This window comes from Pseudoalteromonas sp. JB197 (genome assembly GCF_002332205.1).
In the GTDB taxonomy this organism is placed as follows: domain Bacteria; phylum Pseudomonadota; class Gammaproteobacteria; order Enterobacterales; family Alteromonadaceae; genus Pseudoalteromonas; species Pseudoalteromonas nigrifaciens.
The window spans coordinates 2,813,968-2,833,080 of record NZ_NRGZ01000001.1 but is presented as its reverse complement, the minus strand read 5'-3'; the positions used below and the strand labels follow the sequence as shown (position 1 = coordinate 2,833,080).

The following is a 19,113-nucleotide window of genomic DNA, read 5'->3' as shown; positions in this document are numbered from 1 at the left end:
TATTCGATAATGTAAAAAGCCAGCGTTTTGCTGGCTTTTTAGTTTTAATTTTGGTGTATTATTAACCTGCATATATAAAGTAAGGATCTCGAATGAAAAGCCCAATAAAACGTATTTTAACCTTAGCACTTGTTAGTTTTTTAACTGCTTGTTCTACGCAAATAACGCTTGATGATGTATTACCACAACAAAAATTAGATCGTACCGTGTATTTAAGGGGCGACTTTACCTTATGGGATGCAGAGCCACAGTACCAATTTACCCAAGTAGCGCGATCGCTGTATCAAGCAGAAGTTAAATTTTCAACGCCTGGTAAAGTATACGAATTTAAAATTGCCGATGCCGACTTTAGTGAAGGTTACAACTGTGGCTACAGCGATACTCAGCCAGCAGGGCAAAAACTAACACTAGGCCAACCTGCAGTTGCCGACTGTAATACTATTTATAATTACTTTAGCTATACGCCCGCAATAAAAGGCACCTACATAGTAAGTATTGATTACAGTAATTACGACAAGCCACAAGTGACGATAACGAAGAAGTAGATTTTCTGTAGGTTGGGTTGAGTGAAACGAAACCCAACCTACGCCAGTTCAAAGCCCTTTCTTAACTACATATCTATACGGTGCTGCTTCTGCATCTTTAGCCACCAGCGTGTGATCCATAAACGTACAAAAGCTCGGAATGTCGCGAGTTGTTGATGGGTCATCAGCGGTTATTAATAACGTTTCACCATCATTCATTTTACGAATAGCAGCGCGTACCATCATCACTGGCTCTGGGCAGCGAAGGCCTATGGCATCTAATTGGTGATCGGGGTTATTAAAGCTCATAATAAATTTGCCTGTTTAGTTAAAGCGATTGCTGCACATTAGGGTTTTGCATTTTATAAGTTGTAGAGTTTAGCGCAATTTAAAGCGTTATTTAACTATTTTACTCATATCTAAGTTACACACCTTATTTAATTAAAGGACTTAATCAATAGAGCGTGGCAATAACAAATAATACACCCGATCACAGTATTCCAGATTTTTTAATCTAACCATATAAAACAACTAAAAATAAACCAATAAAAAAAGGCGAACTGCATAAAATCAGTTCGCCTTTTTAATCACCAAGATGGTTTTACATGTTTAAACTAATTAGTCTTGAACACGTTCAAATACAGTGGCAATGCCTTGGCCTAAACCAATACACATAGTTGCTAAACCGTATCGTACATTTTTGTCTTCCATTAAGTGAATAAGCGATGTGCTAATACGCGAACCCGAACAGCCTAGTGGGTGTCCAAGTGCGATTGCGCCGCCGTTTAAATTCACTTTTTCGTCAACTACATCCATTAACCCTAAATCTTTCATTACAGGTAATGATTGTGCTGCAAAGGCTTCGTTAAGCTCAACTACGCCTAAGTCATCAATTGTAATACCTGCTTGTGTAAGTGCTTTTTTGCTTGCTGGTACTGGGCCGTAACCCATGATTGATGGATCGCAACCCGCTACTGCCATTGCTTTAATGCGTGCGCGAATTGGTAAGCCAAGTTCTTTTGCTTTTGCTTCGCTCATTACTAACATTGCAGATGCGCCGTCAGAAAGTGCAGAAGAAGTTCCGGCTGTTACCGTACCCGATGCAGGATTAAACACTGGGCGCAGCTTTGATAGGCCTTCTACCGTTGTTTCTGGACGAATTACTTCGTCGTCTTCAACTAAGATAAGAGAACCATCTGCTGCGTGACCTTCCATTGCTAAAATTTCGCGGCGAAAACGTCCCTCAACAGTTGCAGCTTGAGCACGTTGATGTGAGCGGTACGCAAATTCATCTTGCTGTTCACGGCTAATGCCATGCAGTGTTGCTAGGTATTCAGCTGTTAAGCCCATAGAGCCAGCAGCTTGTGCAATGCTTGTTGCTAAACCTGGGTGAAAGTCGTTACCGTGAGTCATAGGTACGTGGCCCATGTGCTCAACACCACCAATTAGGTAAGTGTCACCAGCGCCAGTCATTATTGCGCGTGCTGCGTCATGCAATGCTTGCATTGACGAGCCACATAAACGGTTAACTGTTACTGCTGGTACGCTATGCGGAATACCGGCAAGTAATGCAGCGTTACGTGCAACGTTAAAGCCTTGCTCTAATGTTTGCTGTACACAACCCCAATAAATATCGTCAATTGATGCTGGATCAACTGCTGGGTTGCGATCGAGTAAGCCTTTCATTAAATGTGCGCTTAAGTCTTCGGCACGTTTATTTTTGAATACGCCACCTTTAGAACGACCCATAGGTGTGCGGATACAATCTACAATTACTGGATTATTCATGATATTAACCTTCCACCTTATAGAAAACACGACCTTCTTCGGCCCATTGACGAGTTTGCTCTGATACTTGATAAATCGCACCTAAGTGAGCATATTTGTCGGCAGTTGCCACAAAGTTAGCTAAACCGGTTTGATCTAAGTAACGGAACGCGCCGCCTCTAAATGGAGGGAAACCAACACCGTAAACAAGTGCCATATCAGCTTCTTGTGGTGATGCAACAATGCCTTCTTGTAAACAAAGTAGTACTTCGTTAAGCATTGGGATCATACAACGGTCAATGATTTCTTGTTTATCGAATGCTTTTTCTGCTTCAGTAATTGGCTTAAGCAGCTCAATTGCAGTTTCGTCATGCGATTTTTTAAGACGACCGCGACGATCTGTTTCGTACTTATAAAAACCAGCTTTGTTCTTTTGGCCAAAACGCTTTTCGTTAGCAAAAATAGTCACTGGGTCTTTATCTGCACGCGCCATGCGCTCAGGGAAACCATCGGCCATTACGCCAGTACAATGAAAAGCGGTATCAATACCTACAACATCAAGTAAGTAAGCCGGACCCATAGGCCAGCCAAATACGTTTTCCATTACTTTATCTACTTTTGCAAAGTTAGCACCTTCAACTACTAATTTACTAAAACCTGCAAAGTAAGGGAATAAAACACGGTTTACAAAAAAGCCAGGGCAATCGTTAACAACAATAGGAGACTTGCCTAATTTAAGCGCGTAATCAACTACGGCGTTAATGGTTTTATCAGAGGTTTTTGCACCACGGATAATTTCTACTAACGGCATTTTTGGTACTGGGTTAAAAAAGTGCATACCACAGAAGTTTTCTGGTTTATCTAACGCTTCTGCTAGCAAATCAATACAAATAGTCGAAGTGTTTGAGGTAAGTACCGTGCCCTCTGGCATGGTCTTCTCAAGCTCTGCAAGTACTGCTTGCTTAACTTTAGGGTTCTCTACTACGGCTTCAACAATAATATCGGCACTTTGTAGATCAGAATCATTAAGGGTCGGTTTAATTTTGCTTAGCGTACCAAGCATTTTTTCCATCGACATATGGCCACGTTTAACTTTTTGGCCAAGTAACTTAGAGGCTTCGCCCATACCTAAGTCAAGTGCATCCTGTTGGATGTCTTTCATTATAATAGGTGTACCTTTATAAGCAGACTGGTATGCAATACCGCCGCCCATAATACCAGCACCTAACACTGCAGCTTGTTTAATTTCTACATCGCTTTGCTTAGCAAGTTTACGTGATTTACCTTTAATGTACTGGTCGGCTAGAAATATACCAATTTGCGCGGCAACTTCTGGCGTGCCTGCTAATTTAGCAAAGTTGGCATTTTCGATTGCCATTGCTTCATCACGAGTACAGTTAGCAGCTGCTTTAATGGTTTTTACAGCCATTACAGGTGCAGGATAGTGGCCTTTAGTTTTAGCCATTACCATGCCTTCAGCCATTGCAAAGCTCATGCCTTGCTCAACACGATTTAATTTAAGTGGTTGTAGCTTTACATTGCGTTTTGCTTGCCAATCGAGCTTGCCAGCAATTGCTAATTCAAGTGTTGATACACTTGACTCTGTAAGTTTGTCAGCACTAACTACTGCGTCAAAAGCACCTACTTTAAGGGCATCTGCTGCGCGGTTAGTAGAACCTGAGGTAATCCACATCATGGCGTTATCGGCACCAATAATGCGCGGTAAGCGTACTGTGCCACCAAAACCAGGCATTATGCCAAGGGTTACTTCTGGAAGACCCATTTGTGCAGTTTCGCTTGCTACACGATAATCGGTAGCAAGTACCCACTCACAGCCACCGCCAAGTGCTAAGCCATTTACAGCGCTTAGAGTTGGGAATGGTAAGTCTTCGATAGCGTCAAAAACGTCAGTGGCTTCTTTTATCCAAGTTACTAGTTCTGCTTCAGATCTAGTAAATATAGGTAAAAATTCGAATACGTCGGCACCAATAATAAAGTGTTCTTTATCACTGGTAAAAATCATGCCTTTTATATCAGTATTTGCAGCTAATTGTTTTAATGCTGTTGCGCAATCTGAAAGGGTTTGCTGAGATAGTGTGTTTACAGAACCTGTAGCACAAAACTTAAACTCGGCGATGTTTTCCTTTATGAAGCTAACTTCAAAGGAATCGCTTTTATATAACATTATTATTCTCCCTAGTTGACGAACTAAGACTGGTACGATGAGTTGCGATTTAATCAGTGTGCTTGCTTTGAATTAAAAATGCAACGAAAAATTTAACTTGGTTACAAAACAGTTGGTTAAAATATAGCTTGTTTGGTGCTATGGTGGAACAAAAGTTTTTGCTTATTATTTTAATTTTATTATGAAGGCATTATGAAAAAATATTTATTAAATGCTATGGCAGCGGTTTTTATTTTCCCTCTTCACTGCGTTGAGGCAAACATCGATAACGATGCATTTTTAGACGCTGAAAAAAAAGTTCGCTATGGTGATTACCAAGACTTTAAAATGGCTATAAGTAATCTTGATCATCCATTAAAGCCTTATGTTGAAAAAGTATATTGGCAACGACATCCAGATATAAAACACCAAGCAGAAATAGAGGATTACCTCACTATTTATCAGCATACGCCGCTAGAGTGGCCAGTGCGTAAAGCATGGTTAAGCTATTTAGAAAAGCATAATAAAAAAGCAGCGTATATTCGCAATTACCGTAAAACCTCTGATACTGAACTGACTTGTACATATTTAGATTATCAACTTGATTTAGGTGCGCCAGAAAAAGCGATATTTAACCAAGTAACTGATTTATGGACGGTAGGCAAGTCGCAACCTAAAGCGTGCGATGGGCTTTTTTCGTTATGGCGTAAAAAAGGCTATATGAGTAAAGAGGCTGTTTGGCAGCGGGTGACTATGGCGGCAGAAGGCGGTACTCAAAGCCTATTACCTTATTTAAAAACATTACTACCCAGTAATGAAGGTTACTTAGCTGATTTATACTTAAAAGTACGCCGCGATCCAAGTGCTGCAGCCGGATTATACAGATACAAAAATAAGTCGGTTAAAGAAGGGCAAATTGCTCTTTATGGTGTAAAGCGTTTAATTTGGCGCGATAAAGAGCTTGCTTTAAAAGCATGGGAAAAGCTAGAGCAAATATTTACTTACAGCGATGCAGCTAAAGCAGATGTGTATTATACCTTTGCACTGTCGCTTGCTTCCAGCGGACATAAACAAGCAAGCTTTTGGCTAAACAAAGTGCCAAAAGATCGCCAAGACAGCAAACTAATTCAGTGGCAACTCGGTAATATGCTTAAAACCCAAGACTGGGAGGGTATTGCAGCCTTTTTTACTGGTAAAGATAACTTAAGTCTTGGCCAGCAATACTGGTTAGCGTACAGCTACGCAAAACGTGGTGAGCAACAAAAAGCAGACGCTATTTGGAAAACAGTAGCAGCTAATCGCGATTATTATGGTTTTTTAGCCGCGGCACGATTAGGGTTACCGGTTGATTTAAATAACCAACCTTTAGTTGTTGATCAGGCGCTTGTTAATAAAGTAAAAAATGCCCCGGGCTACAAGCGTGCGAAAGCTTTTTATGGGCTTGAGCGCTTTACCTCGGCACGTCGCGAATGGAATTATCTAACAAACACCTCGAGTGACGAAGAAAAGTTAGCTGCTTCAATACTCTCCACAGAGCTGGGTTGGCATGACAGCACTATTTTTACACTGGCAAAAATAAAAGCGTGGGATAACGTAGAGCAGCGTTTTCCGTTTGCGTTTCAAGATGTATTTGAGCGCTACAGTAAGCGCAGTAAAATAGACGTGGCGTGGAGTATTGCCATTGCGCGCCGTGAAAGCTCATTTGCCCCCGATGCACATTCATCAGCAAATGCGCGAGGGTTAATGCAGTTATTGCCCAGTACTGCCGATTACGTAAATAAAGGCAGTGTGTCGAGCCGCCGCTTATATCAACCACAAACAAATATAAGATTAGGTACGCGCTATTTGCAGTATTTAAAAAAGAAAAACCACGGCAATGAAATATTGGCAACGGCTTCATATAACGCAGGGTATCATCGTATTAAACGCTGGTTACCAGATGAAGCTATTCCTGCAGAGCTATGGATTGAATTGATCCCGTATAGAGAAACCCGCGATTACGTTAAAAACGTATTTGCCTACAGGCAGGTTTATCATACGCGTTTACACCGCGAGGGAAATATACTGGCACCGCTACTCGAAATGAAAATGGGCGGATAATTAATAAAGGTAAGGGGATGCTAATAAGGTTAGATGTTCCCCCTTATTTTGAGCGCTTTGGGTATGGATTATGGGTGTGGTAGACTCAAAGCAAGTTAAATACAACAGATGGGTTTATTATGGATAAATTAGCCGTTTTATACGCCGAACATATTGCAACACTGCAACAACGTACTCGTACAATTTGTGAACGTGAAGGGTTAGAGGGATTAGTTATTCACTCGGGCCAAGCTAAGCGTCAGTTTTTAGATGATATGTATTATCCATTTAAAGTTAATCCACACTTTAAAGCTTGGTTACCAGTACTAGACAATCCACATTGCTGGATTGTGGTAAATGGTAGCGACAAGCCTAAACTTATTTTTTATCGTCCGGTTGATTTTTGGCATAAAGTGCCAGATGAGCCGCGCGATTTTTGGGCTGAGTATTTTGACATTGAATTGTTATTACAGCCCGATCAGGTTGAAAAGCTATTGCCCTACGACAAAGCTAACTACGCTTATGTGGGCGAATACTTAGAAGTAGCACAAGCACTAGGCTTTAGTGTTATGAATCCTGAGCCGGTACTAAATTACTTTCATTACCACCGCGCTTATAAAACCCAATATGAGCTTGAATGTTTACGCAACGCCAACCGTATTGCAGTAGATGGCCACAAAGCTGCCCGCGATACCTTTTTTAATGGTGGCAGTGAGTTTGATATTCAGCAAGCTTACTTAATGGCAACTCGCCAAAGTGAAAACGAAATGCCTTATGGCAACATTGTGGCGCTAAACGAAAACTGCGCCATTTTGCACTACACGCACTTTGAGGCAAAAGCACCGCAGCAACACAACTCATTTTTAATAGATGCAGGCGCTAATTTTAATGGCTATGCGGCAGATATTACCCGTACGTATGACTTTAAAAAACAAGGCGAATTTGCAGAGCTAGTGCAAGCAATGACTGCAGCGCAAATAGAGTTAGGTACGGGGTTAAAACCCGGCATGCTTTATGGTGATTTACATGTTGAGTGTCACAATAGCGTTGCACAAATACTTAGCGACTTTGATATTGTTAAGCTACCGGCTGAGGAAATAGTTGAACGTAAAATTACCTCTACCTTCTTCCCACATGGTTTAGGGCATCACCTAGGTTTACAAGTGCACGACATGGGTGGTTTTATGGCTGATGAAATGGGCGCACAACAAGCAGCTCCAGAGGGACATCCATTTTTGCGTTGTACTCGCATAATTGAAAAAAACCAAGTGTTTACTATTGAGCCTGGGCTATACTTTATCGACTCTTTGCTAGGCGATTTAGCACAAACCGATAATAAACAGTTTATTAATTGGCAAAAGGTAGAGTCGTTTAAGCCTTATGGTGGTATTCGTATTGAAGATAACATCATAGTACACGAAGATAGCCTTGAGAATATAACACGAAATTTAGCGCTAGATTAATCACGCGTTAGACTAGCTGTATTATAAAGAGGGGCCTGTTGGCCCCATTTTTTGGTTTATAACTTGGTTCATCAACGAATGTCAGAATATAAATACCCAGCAGCAGATGTTTTTCATCAAGAAGAGATTAAAAAAAGCACCTTTATTGTGCATATTGCACATACCCCAGATTTAAGTTCAGCTAAAGCGTTTATAAAAAGTATTGAAACTAAGTATGCCGATGCACGGCATAATTGCTGGGCTCACGTAGCGGGTAAACCAGGAGGAAGCCATGTGTATGGGTTTTCAGATGATGGTGAGCCAAATGGCACCGCCGGTAAACCCATGTTAAATGTGCTTATGGGCTCAGGGCTTGGTGAAGTTACCGCTGTGGTTACGCGTTATTTTGGTGGTATAAAGCTAGGTACAGGCGGTTTAGTACGTGCTTATGGAGGCACATTAAATAATGCATTAGCTAACTTATCAACGATAAATAAAGTGCCAAGTATTGAGCTAATTGGTAGTAGTGAATACAGTATGCAAGGCGTTATTGAGCAACTATTAAAAACGAAGTATCAAGTGCTTAACATCGATAAGCAATTTACTGCTAATATTGAATGGGTTATTACTATTGATAGCCGCCAAGCGACGCAAGCAATTAAAGATATTTTTGATTTAAGCCACGGCGCGGTTGAGTTAACCATTAAAGAGTAAGACAATATCTTACTCGTTAAACTTACTAATAATAAAAGCGATACGCTAAATGCAATTTCGTACCATTATAAAAATCCTTGGGCAACTTGTTGCACTGTTTAGTATTACCATGGTACCTCCGGCAATCGTGTCTTTAATTTATAAAGACGGTGGTGGTGTTCCTTTTGTTTTGGCTTTTATTTTTAGTGTCACTATTGGCTTAATGGCTTATTACCCTAACCGCCACGAAGATGGCGATTTAAAAGCGCGGGAAGGGTTTTTAATTGTTGTGTTGTTTTGGTTGGTACTTGGCGCGTTTGCATCCTTACCGCTGATATTTTTACAAGAGCCAAATCTATCATTGGCCGATGCGGTATTTGAAGCGTTTTCGGGGTTAACCACCACCGGAGCAACGGTGCTAACCGGTATAGAGTACCTGCCTAAATCGGTATTATTTTATCGCCAACAATTACAGTGGTTTGGCGGTATGGGGATCATTGTATTGGCGGTTGCTATTTTACCTATGCTAGGGGTCGGTGGTATGCAGCTATATCGCGCCGAAATACCAGGGCCAGTAAAAGACTCTAAAGTGACCCCGCGAATTGCCGACACCGCAAAGCACCTTTGGTATATATATGTGTCAATTACGCTTGCGTGTACCTTGGCATATTGGATTGCAGGTATGGATTGGTTTGACGCAATAAGCCATGCGTTCTCAACGGTCGCCATTGGTGGGTTTTCTACTTATGATGCCTCTATGGGGCATTTTGATAGCCCAGTAATTAACTTTATTTGTGTGTTCTTTTTAATTATTGCAGCCATTAACTTTTCACTGCATTACGCTGCGGTAGCAAGTAGAAATATCAGTGTTTATATTCGCGACCCTGAGTTTAAAGTGTTTTTATGTATTCAGTTAGCGCTGGTGGTTATTTGCTTTACCGTGCTTTCGTCTCATGAAGTGTATGCCAATGGCGATGAAACACTCGACCAAGCGCTATTTCATGCTGTTTCAATTAGCAGTACGGCAGGATTTGCCACCGATAACTTTTCGGCTTGGCCATTATTTTTACCAATACTGCTTATATTTTCGAGCTTTATAGGTGGCTGTGCGGGCTCTACCGGTGGCGGTATGAAAGTGGTGCGCGTATTCTTACTATACTTACAAGGCGTGCGAGAGCTTAATAGGCTAGTGCATCCTCGGGCTATATATTCTATCAAGTTAGGCAGCAAAGCGTTGCCAGACAAAGTAGTAGAAGCTGTATGGGGGTTTTTCTCAGCGTACGCATTGGTGTTTATAATTATTATGCTAGCGCTGATGGGAACCGGTATGGATAACATTACAGCATTTTCTGCTACTGCAGCGTGTTTAAATAACCTTGGCCCGGGCTTAGGAGATGTTGCATCGCACTATGGGTCTATTAGTGATGGTGCTAAATGGTTGCTTACCATTGCTATGGTATTTGGCCGTTTAGAAATATTTACTTTATTAGTGCTGTTTACGCCTACATTTTGGCGCGGATAATTTAATTGTTAGTTTATAAATAGTATTAGGGAAAAGGATATGCCAACAACTAACCTAGAAAAGTTACACCAAATAATGTCTGGTGCCATGGTTGATCTTGAAATTTTAACACCAACAGCCAGCAAGCGTGTAAAAACAGAGTTTATAGGTTTGCTCGAAAATCGATTTATTATTTTAAACTATCCGAGCTCAAAGTGCCTGCCTACAGCAAGCGACTACCTGCACGATGGGGTAATGGTGGTAGTAAGAGCACTAATAGAGGGAAGTGGTGGGCAGGTTATCGCTTTTCGTCAGCAAATAATGTCAGTTGCATCTCATCCCGCACGCTTACTTTTTATTAATTACCCAAAGCAAGTGCAGTTATTCGATTTACGCTCGCAAACTCGTATACCTACCTTATTATCGGCCAAGCTAAAACTTAGTGATGACAGGATACTCGATGGGGTAATTAAAGATATTTCGCTAACGGGTATAAAGTTTGATCTTAAAGACAAAACCCAGGCCGAAAATATTAAAGGGATGCAATGCTCAATCATCCTCGATAGCAGTAATAGGCAAGCTAAAGATTTTAAGGGAGAAGTTTGTAGTGTTAAAGAGCATGCCCAAGGTGCTTACTGCGGAATAAAGCTATTAGCCAGCGAAGAAGAAATGAAAAGCTTTATGGGGGATCACTTTATTGACCCTTCAATACTCGAATCAGAAACCGAGTAACTGTACATTTCGCTATTTTGCAACAAAATAGCGATTTATTAAATTTAATTTTAAATAACGCATACCTGTATTGATAAAAATAAAATAATCCATAAAAAACAATGGTTTATAAAAACAAAAGCTATTGGTTATTTTCATTTCAAAAATTATTCAGCTGTAACCGAGTTGAATACCCCAGCTAAACAGTCTCCTTACAGTGTGTATTTATAATCTGTGGCGTTTTTTGCTTTTTGTAAGGCATTGAATTTGTTAGAACTTATTGTTTGGGCTTAAAGTGTGTTGCAAAAAGGCAACAAAAATAGACAGTCAATTATCACCTTTAAGTGCATGTTACCTTTAACTAATTGAAGATATTGATATTTTAAATATTGGCATCGAAGTTGTAATAGTTAAGCTGTATTGCATTAAACGTGATTTAAAGTGAAGCACTTAATCGCAGTTAACATAAACTTTGAAGGAAGATTGATTATGAAAACATTAAATAAAACGTTAGCACTTATCGCTCTAGCATCGTCATCAGCCGCTTTTGCAGCAAGTGATTTTGATACCCTTGATGTAGATGGTAATGGCGCAATTAGCCAAAGTGAAGCGTCGGTAGATTCCGATTTAATCGCACAATTTGCAGAGTTAGATACAGATGGTAACGGTGAGCTTTCTAAAGCAGAGTTTGCTAACTACTAATTACTTTTTCGGTTATTTTTCACAGCCAGGGATTTCTGAGAAGGACCTCTCATTTTTAGGAGATTATTATGAAAGTATTAAATACATCACTTGCGATTTTAGTTTTAGCGTCTTCAGCAGCAGCCTATGCAGCAGTGGATTTTGCCTCTTTTGATACCAACGGCGATGGTGTTATTTCTCAGCAAGAAGCTGCGGCAAATACACAGTTAGTAAAAATATTTGATCAGCTAGATACTGACGGTAATGGCGAACTTTCTAAAGAAGAGTTTGCCAAAGTACAATAAAGCTTTAGTACCCTATATTAAAAAAGCAGCTTAACTAAGCTGCTTTTTTGTGTTTAAAGTACCAACAATGTACTGCTATAAAAATATAGCGCTCACCTGAAATAGTTTTTCTACAATATTAATGTGCTTTTTATCAATTAAGAACATGATGACATGGTCGCCCGACATAATAATGGTATCGTCGTGGGCAATAAGCACGTCGTCGTTACGTACTACAGCACCAATGGTAGTACCTGCTGGGAGTTTTATATCCCTTACAGTTCGGCCAACTACTTTAGATGTGTTTTCATCACCATGGGCAACAGCTTCAATCGCTTCAGCTGCACCTTTGCGTAGTGAATATACGTTAACAATATCGCCGCGGCGAACATGAGTAAGTAATGCCGAAATAGTGGCTTCTTGTGGTGAAATTGCAATATCAATATCGCCGCCTTGTACTAAGTCAACGTATGCACTGCGTTGAATAAGTACCATGGTTTTTTGTGCGCCCATACGTTTTGCTAGCATGGCCGACATTATATTTACTTCATCATCGTTGGTTACCGCAATAAACACATCAACCTGATCTATATGCTCTTCTGACAATAGCTCTTGGTCTGACGCATCTCCGCAAAAAACAATCGTGTTGTCGAGCATTTCAGAGAGTTGCTCGGCGCGCTCTTTGCTGCGCTCAATTAATTTTACACTGTGATTTTTTTCCAGTGAGCGCGCTAGGCCTGCGCCTATATTACCGCCACCAGCAATCATAATGTTTTTATATGAACGCTCTAACCTTTGGAGTTCGTTCATAACGGCGCGGATGTGTTTAGTGGCTGCTATAAAAAACACTTCATCATCGGCTTCAATAATTGTTGTGCCTAGAGGTTTTATCGCTTTTCCTTGGCGATAAATAGCGGCTACACGAGTTTCCACATTGGGAATATGCTGTTTAAGCGTAGATAGCGCATAACCTACTAATAAACCGCCATAGTAAGCTTTTACAGCAACCAAAGAGAGCATGCCATCGGCAAACTGCAGCACTTGCAATGCGCCTGGGTAGTCTATTAAGCGGCGAATGTACTTAGTTACTAATGCCTCAGGAGCAATATAGTGATCGACCGGCAAGTCATCGTTATGAAACAGCTTTTCACGATACTTTAAATATTGCTCAGAACGAATTCGGGCTATTTTAGTCGGGGTATTAAAAATACTATACGCAACTTGGCAGGCAACCATGTTTACTTCATCTGAACTGGTTACCGCGATAATCATATCGGCGTCTTCCGCACCGGCTCTGCGAAGCACATCTGGGTGAGCGCCGTGACCAGCAACGCCTTGTAGGTCATACTTATCTTGAAGCTCGCGTAAGCGGTTGCCGTCAATATCAACGACCGTTATTTCGTTTTGTTCACCAACTAAATTTTCAGCTAGTGTGCCGCCTACTTGGCCAGCTCCGAGTATGATTATTTTCATTATTTACCAGTGTTATAAGTACCTATTGCTATGAAGTATTAGCTATCTAAAATAAGATAGATAGCTAATTGTTGTGTGCTGTATAGGTTATATTTTTTTAACTAGTTTAGCGTAATAAAAGCCATCGCTTTCACCAGGAAGTAACTGTAAACCAGGTGTGGTGGGCGTGTCTTTATCATGTAGAGGAATATGCTCAACATCATTGTTATTAGCTAAAAACTTAGCAACTTGTTGTTGGTTTTCTTGAGGGAGTACTGAACAAGTAGCGTATACCAAGGTGCCACCTGGCTTTAGAAGCGGCCAAATACTATCGAGTATATCGCCTTGTAATGCTGCTAAATCGGCAATGTCTGATGCACGACGCAACCACTTTATATCGGGGTGGCGGCGAATAACACCGGTAGCCGAGCAAGGTACGTCGAGTAAAATACGATCAAACTGTTTTTCATCCCACCAAGTGTGTGGTTGTGATGCATCACCACATTGTAGGTCGGCACCTAAGCCTATACGAGTTAAGTTTTGCTTAACACGCTCTAGGCGAGTTGCATCGCTATCAAGGGCAAGTACCTCAGCATCGGCCAATTCTAAAATATGACAGGTTTTGCCACCCGGCGCGGCGCAGGCATCTAAAATAGTGTCGTCATCTTTAGGCTCTAAAAAGCGCGCAGCTAACTGTGCAGCAGCATCTTGTACAGAACAAGCACCGGTATCAAACTCGGGTAATGAAAATACATCTCGTGGTTTAGCTAACTTTATCCCATCTATAAAATCAGGGTTAAGTGTATGCTCAATATCGTTAGCTGTTAGCATATCGCTGTATTCTTGCGTGCTGTATTGCGCTTGATTTACACGCAGCCACATAGGCGCTTGCTGTTGGTTTTCTGCAAGCAGATCTTCCCAACTATCAGGATAAGCTTCTTTAACTTGTTTGATAAACCAGTTTGGATGATTGTATAAACACACCGGAATAAGTTTGGCTTTTTCTTCAAGCTCAAGTTGTTGGCGCTGAAAACTACGTAGAATAGCGTTAATAAGTCCTTTTAAACCCAAAGCACGCAATTGTTGTAGTGCATTTACAGTTTCTGAAATTGCCGCATGTGGCGGAACACGCATGTGTTGTAGTTGGTAAATGCCCACATACAATAAAAACTGAAATATTCTACGCTTACCTTTTAACGGCTCCTCAACTAAATGTTGGCAGTAGTTTTCAAGGCTTGGTAAATAGCGTAAAACGCCATAGCAAATTTGCTGTAGCAGGGCTTTATCTTTAGGTGGCAAGCCTTGGCTGGCAAATGGTAGTTCTTGATTAAGCGAAGCGCCTTTATCAACTACGTTATATAAAGTTTCAGCGGCAAGCGCTCGTACGTTTGGAACATTACTCATTATTTTCGCCTAATATTGTGCCAGGAGTAACCCAGTCACTACGACCATTTAAAAAGTCGTTAATTGCCATTGGTTTTTTACCTTGCGGTTGTAATTGCGTAATACATAAAGCATGTTCGCCACAACCTACAATAACGCCATGTTTGTCGCTCGACAGAACGCGCCCGTTATTATCAGGCTGGTTGCTTGATTGCTCTACAACATGTGCTTGATAAATTTTTACTGGCTGCCCTCCCATTTGGGTGAAGCATACCGGCCACGGATTAAACGCGCGAATGTTACGCTCAATTTGCGCCGCGCTCATAGACCAGTCAATATTGGCTTCGTCTTTTGAGAGCTTTTTAGCGTAATTAGCCGCGGCATCATTTTGTGGCTCAGGGGTTATTTTACCATTCGCTAAGTTGTTAATAGTGTCAATAAGTGCACCAGGGCCAAGATCAGCTAATTTAGTATATAAACTGGCACTGGTTTCGGTGGCACTAATAGGGCAGCGGCTTATATGTAACATGTCGCCAGTATCTAGCCCTTCATCCATTTGCATTATGGTGACGCCGGTTTGTTCATCACCTGCCCAAATAGCACGTTGAATCGGGGCAGCACCACGCCAGCGTGGTAAAATAGAACCATGCACATTTAAACAGCCTAATCGCGGCGCATCTAAAATGGCTTTAGGTAAAATTAAGCCATAAGCCACTACAATCATGATGTCGGCATTAAGGCTAGTAAGCTCATTTAAGGCGTCTTCTGTTTTTAGTGATTGTGGCTGAAAAACCGGTAAGTTGTGCTCAAGTGCGAGCTCTTTGACTTCACTGGCTTTTAATTTTTTACCACGACCTGCCGGGCGGTCTGGCTGGCTATACACACCCACTATTTGGTGTTCGCTTTGTATCAGCGCTTGTAAATGACGTGCGGCAAAGTCCGGCGTACCGGCAAATATAATGCGTAATGGTTGAGTCACTGAGTTTTCCTAAGGTGCTTATTACTATTCTGCAAATTTGGCTTCTTTTTCAAGCTTTTTACGAATACGTTGGCGCTTTAATGGCGATAAGTAATCAATGAAAAGCTTACCTTGAAGGTGATCTAGTTCGTGTTGAATACAAATAGCTAGTAGTTCATCTGCATCTAGTACAAATTCTTCGCCTTGCTCGTTAAGCGCGGCAACAGTAACCGTTTCTGCGCGATCAACTTTTGCGTAAGAGTTAGGCACAGAAAGGCAGCCTTCTTCGCTTACGGTTGTACCGTCTTTTTTAATGATTTGTGGATTAATTAATACCAGTGGTTCGTTGCGCTCTTCTGATACGTCAATCACTACAATGCGTTGATGAATATTAACTTGTGTGGCAGCAAGACCAATGCCATTTTCATCATACATAGTTTCTAGCATGTCTTTTATAATCACACGGACTTGGTCGTCAACATGTGCAACTTCTTGTGCTATTGTACGTAAACGTTCATCTGGGAATCTTAAAACTTCTAACGTAGCCATAGTTACCTTTTACACTTATGCTTAATTTAGGGTATTGTATGCTCTTATTTTAGCCATTCGCGTTCCCCTTTAACAGGTTTTGGTCAATAATAATGAAAAAACAATACAAGGAAGCCCAATGAAATCTCCATTAATTGCAATTATCGTTGCATTAGGTGCTGCATTTTCTACTTATGCTGATGTGCTAAAAATAAAAAAAGATGCACCTAAACAGTATGTTGTGAAAAAAGGCGATACACTTTGGGATATTTCTGGGGTTTATTTAAACGAGCCTTGGCTATGGCCTGAGTTGTGGCAATTGAACCCGCAAATTAATAACCCTCACCTTATTTATCCCGGCGATGCCTTAGCATTAATCTACGATGCGCAGGGAAATCCACGTTTAGTGATAAATAAAGCGTACCGAAAGCTGTCTCCTCAGGGGCGAATTACCCCTAAAGGCAAAAATGCAATTACCACCTTGCCACTCGAAATGATCAGACCTTATATAACTTATGAGCAAGCTATAAATAGCGACGATATAAAAGCTAAACCTTATATTTTAGGGGCAAACGAGAACACGAAAACACAAACGTTAGGGCATATTTTATACGTTAAAGGCGATTTAAAGTTACACCAAGCTTATGCAATTTATCATAAAGGTAAGCCATATTTAGACCCAGAAACTGGAAGGGTACTTGCTAATCGTGCTGCTTATGTTGGTATGGCTCGCGCCTTTAGAAAAGGCGATGCCGCTAATGGCGAGCCTGCATCGGTCAGAGTTGAGTCGGTGAAGCGCGAAATAAAACAAGGCGACTTTTTACTTCCAGCAATGGAAGGGCAAATGCTACCAGCGTATTTTAATATGCATCGTCCTACCCAGGCTGTATTGGGTTATGTTATTGCTTCGCCAAGCGATTCTAGAGAATTTAGCACTATGGATGTAGTGGTGCTAAACTTAGGGTCAGAGCAGCAAGTAGAAGTGGGTCATGTACTTGATATTGAACGCCAATCACCAAGCGTTATAGATGGTCCTCGTGGTCCTCGCTACACCGAGGACTCAAGTCGCTTTGAGAAGTTAATTTCAAATGCTAACGAGTTTTTTGGTGCTGAACCCGATGATGGAAGTACGGTTTGGAAAATGCCGAAAGAAAAAGTAGGTGAGTTAATTGTATTTAAGGTGTATGACAACGTAAGTTATGCGCTAATAACTAAAAATCAGCACCCAATTCGCGTTGGAGATATTGCAGTTATTCATTAAGTAGCGAGTCGGTGCTCTAGGAGAGAGCATGGATCAGTCATCTGGCAAGCTAGCCCACTGGCTTGCCTTTTATATATGTAAAGGGTTGGGTATTAAAACCCTTTTAGCACTATCTAAAAACCATTCCCTTGAGTCATTGTTTGGCTTATCTCATCAGCAATTACTGCAATTAGGACTAAGTGCTAATCAAGCTACTAATTTGTTGCACACTAATTGGCAGCAAATTACGCATTATGAACAGTTAATCCTACACAATAATATAACGGTTATTAGTATTTTTGATGCCGCTTACCCCGAAGATTTAAAACAAATAGCCAGTGCGCCTTTATTGCTTTTTTGCAAAGGCGATGTGTCGTTATTAACTAGCCCACAAATAGCCATAGTTGGGAGCCGTAACGCCACTCCCACCGGGCTGGAAATAGCTGCTGAGTTTGCATATCAACTTACCTTAGCTGGAATCACTATTACTTCAGGCATGGCCCGCGGTATAGACGGAGCTGCGCATAAAGGGGCCTTAGCTGGCAGCGGAAAAACCATTGCCGTGCTGGGTACCGGTGTTGATATTTACTACCCTAAGCAGCATAAGCTACTTACAAATCAAGTATTAGAGCAGGGCTTGCTTGTAAGTGAGTTTTTACCTGGTACTGCCGCGAATGCGCATAATTTTCCGCGTCGTAATCGTATTATATCGGGGTTGTCGCTGGGGGTACTTATTGTTGAAGCTGAAATTAAAAGCGGTTCGCTTATTACTGTACGCTATGCGCTGGAGCAAAATAAAGAAGTATTTGCTGTTCCCGGATCGATTAAAAACCCACTTGCCCAAGCGAGTCATTTTTTAATTAAGCAAGGTGCTAAGCTCGTGGAGAATGTAAGTGATATTCTTGATGAGGTGAGCTTTGCTTATCAAAGTGGTTTTTTAACTCCAGAGCAGTCAACCCAAACCAATAAAGACTCCCAGTGTGAGGTGTTAAATAGTATTGGCTTTGAGGTAACCAGTGTTGATGACATTGTTCGCCGTGCTCAGTGGCCAATTGATAAAGTGCAAGCCAGATTGCTGGACTTGGAGCTAGATGATCAAATAGAGCGAGTTTTAGATGGTTACATCAGGTTAAATACTTAAGCTAAATGCGAGGTGGTGATATGTTTGAAGTGCTTATGTATCTTTTTGAAAACTATATTCACAACGACGCTGGGCTCTTCATTGAACCTAACGAATTGACCGATGAATTATTACGAGCTGGTTTTAATCAAGCCGAAATATTTAAAGCACTAGATTGGCTAGAGCAGCTAGCCGAATTACAGCATAGTGACACATCACCATATTTAATCACTGACTCGCCACAAACAATGAGAATATTTACCGACCACGAATGCAAAATGCTGGATGTGCAGTGCCGTAATTTTTTAATGTTTGTTGAACGCATTGGCGTTACTAATGGTATTACCCGTGAAATGGTAATGGACCGCTTAGCAGCGCTAGATAAATCTTTTATAGGGTTAGACGATTTAAAGTGGGTGGTGTTAATGGTGCTATTTAATATACCCGGAGCAGAAGTGGCTTGTGAGCAAATGGAGGATCTTATATTTGACCAGCCCGGGGACTTACTTCACTAATACCTAAATTCAAGATACCTATTAATACCTATTTAATACAAAACATGAGCATACGAGTAAATTAAATTGCT

The 19,113-nt window shown here is 41.1% G+C and carries 18 protein-coding genes; 11 read left to right on the top strand and 7 right to left on the bottom strand.

The window, feature by feature from the left end; all coding sequences use genetic code 11:
* The first annotated feature begins 92 nt into the window (after window positions 1–92).
* Window positions 93–545, top strand: a complete 453-nt coding sequence (locus CIK86_RS13420) for a hypothetical protein (RefSeq protein ID WP_011326739.1) — start codon at window positions 93–95, stop codon at window positions 543–545.
* A gap of 48 nt (window positions 546–593) precedes the next feature.
* Here CIK86_RS13420 and tusA read toward each other — a convergent pair whose 3' ends face one another.
* The 3 genes from tusA to fadB form a co-directional block, all read right to left on the bottom strand.
* Window positions 594–833, bottom strand: coding sequence for a sulfurtransferase TusA (tusA, locus tag CIK86_RS13415; protein WP_086996459.1), 240 nt, complete (start codon window positions 831–833; stop codon window positions 594–596).
* A 309-nt stretch (window positions 834–1,142) separates the two neighbouring features.
* A complete protein-coding gene (fadA, locus tag CIK86_RS13410) occupies window positions 1,143–2,312 on the bottom strand; it encodes an acetyl-CoA C-acyltransferase FadA (RefSeq protein ID WP_086996456.1) in 1,170 nt (389 codons plus the stop codon).
* A gap of 4 nt (window positions 2,313–2,316) precedes the next feature.
* Window positions 2,317–4,476 carry a fatty acid oxidation complex subunit alpha FadB gene (gene fadB / locus CIK86_RS13405; protein WP_086996453.1) on the bottom strand — a complete coding sequence of 720 codons (2,160 nt, stop codon included), beginning with the start codon at window positions 4,474–4,476 and terminating at the stop codon, window positions 2,317–2,319.
* Window positions 4,477–4,668: 192 nt separating this feature from the next.
* On the opposite strand from fadB, the gene CIK86_RS13400 reads away from it, so the two are divergent.
* The 7 genes from CIK86_RS13400 to CIK86_RS13370 all read left to right on the top strand — a co-directional run bounded on the left by CIK86_RS13400 (window position 4,669) and on the right by CIK86_RS13370 (window position 11,867).
* A complete protein-coding gene (locus CIK86_RS13400) occupies window positions 4,669–6,555 on the top strand; it encodes a transglycosylase SLT domain-containing protein (protein WP_086996450.1) in 1,887 nt (628 codons plus the stop codon).
* A 119-nt stretch (window positions 6,556–6,674) separates the two neighbouring features.
* Complete coding sequence (gene pepQ / locus CIK86_RS13395; RefSeq protein WP_086996447.1) at window positions 6,675–7,997, top strand: Xaa-Pro dipeptidase; 1,323 nt, start codon at window positions 6,675–6,677, stop codon at window positions 7,995–7,997.
* A gap of 78 nt (window positions 7,998–8,075) precedes the next feature.
* A complete protein-coding gene (locus CIK86_RS13390) occupies window positions 8,076–8,690 on the top strand; it encodes a YigZ family protein (protein WP_041454304.1) in 615 nt (204 codons plus the stop codon).
* 49 nt (window positions 8,691–8,739) lie between these two features.
* Window positions 8,740–10,191, top strand: a complete 1,452-nt coding sequence (locus CIK86_RS13385; protein ID WP_086996444.1) for a TrkH family potassium uptake protein — start codon at window positions 8,740–8,742, stop codon at window positions 10,189–10,191.
* Window positions 10,192–10,230: 39 nt separating this feature from the next.
* Complete coding sequence (locus tag CIK86_RS13380) at window positions 10,231–10,902, top strand: flagellar brake protein (protein ID WP_086996441.1); 672 nt, start codon at window positions 10,231–10,233, stop codon at window positions 10,900–10,902.
* Window positions 10,903–11,370: 468 nt separating this feature from the next.
* Entirely contained in the window at window positions 11,371–11,583 is a 213-nt protein-coding gene (locus CIK86_RS13375; protein ID WP_086996438.1) for a calmodulin, read from the top strand.
* 68 nt (window positions 11,584–11,651) lie between these two features.
* On the top strand, window positions 11,652–11,867 hold the full coding sequence (locus CIK86_RS13370) for an EF-hand domain-containing protein (protein WP_086996434.1): 216 nt from the start codon (window positions 11,652–11,654) through the stop codon (window positions 11,865–11,867).
* A gap of 75 nt (window positions 11,868–11,942) precedes the next feature.
* On the opposite strand, the gene trkA is transcribed toward CIK86_RS13370, so the two are convergent.
* The 4 genes from trkA to def all read right to left on the bottom strand — a co-directional run bounded on the left by trkA (window position 11,943) and on the right by def (window position 16,188).
* Complete coding sequence (gene trkA / locus CIK86_RS13365) at window positions 11,943–13,319, bottom strand: Trk system potassium transporter TrkA (RefSeq protein ID WP_011326752.1); 1,377 nt, start codon at window positions 13,317–13,319, stop codon at window positions 11,943–11,945.
* A gap of 87 nt (window positions 13,320–13,406) precedes the next feature.
* Window positions 13,407–14,702 (bottom strand): 16S rRNA (cytosine(967)-C(5))-methyltransferase RsmB, encoded by a 1,296-nt coding sequence (rsmB, locus tag CIK86_RS13360; RefSeq protein WP_011326753.1) that lies wholly within the window; start codon window positions 14,700–14,702, stop codon window positions 13,407–13,409.
* Window positions 14,695–15,660 (bottom strand): methionyl-tRNA formyltransferase, encoded by a 966-nt coding sequence (fmt, locus tag CIK86_RS13355; RefSeq protein ID WP_086996430.1) that lies wholly within the window; start codon window positions 15,658–15,660, stop codon window positions 14,695–14,697. The genes rsmB and fmt overlap by 8 nt, the downstream gene beginning before the upstream one ends.
* 24 nt (window positions 15,661–15,684) lie before the next feature.
* Window positions 15,685–16,188, bottom strand: a complete 504-nt coding sequence (gene def, locus CIK86_RS13350) for a peptide deformylase (protein WP_011326755.1) — start codon at window positions 16,186–16,188, stop codon at window positions 15,685–15,687.
* 118 nt (window positions 16,189–16,306) lie between these two features.
* On the opposite strand from def, the gene CIK86_RS13345 reads away from it, so the two are divergent.
* Genes CIK86_RS13345 through CIK86_RS13335 form a run of 3 tightly spaced genes read left to right on the top strand, consistent with a single transcriptional unit; the run spans window position 16,307 to window position 19,042 of the window.
* A complete protein-coding gene (locus tag CIK86_RS13345; RefSeq protein ID WP_011326756.1) occupies window positions 16,307–17,428 on the top strand; it encodes a LysM domain-containing protein in 1,122 nt (373 codons plus the stop codon).
* A 28-nt stretch (window positions 17,429–17,456) separates the two neighbouring features.
* Window positions 17,457–18,548, top strand: a complete 1,092-nt coding sequence (gene dprA, locus CIK86_RS13340) for a DNA-processing protein DprA (RefSeq protein ID WP_086996427.1) — start codon at window positions 17,457–17,459, stop codon at window positions 18,546–18,548.
* Window positions 18,549–18,568: 20 nt separating this feature from the next.
* On the top strand, window positions 18,569–19,042 hold the full coding sequence (locus CIK86_RS13335) for a DUF494 family protein (RefSeq protein ID WP_011326758.1): 474 nt from the start codon (window positions 18,569–18,571) through the stop codon (window positions 19,040–19,042).
* Window positions 19,043–19,113: the final 71 nt, after the last annotated feature.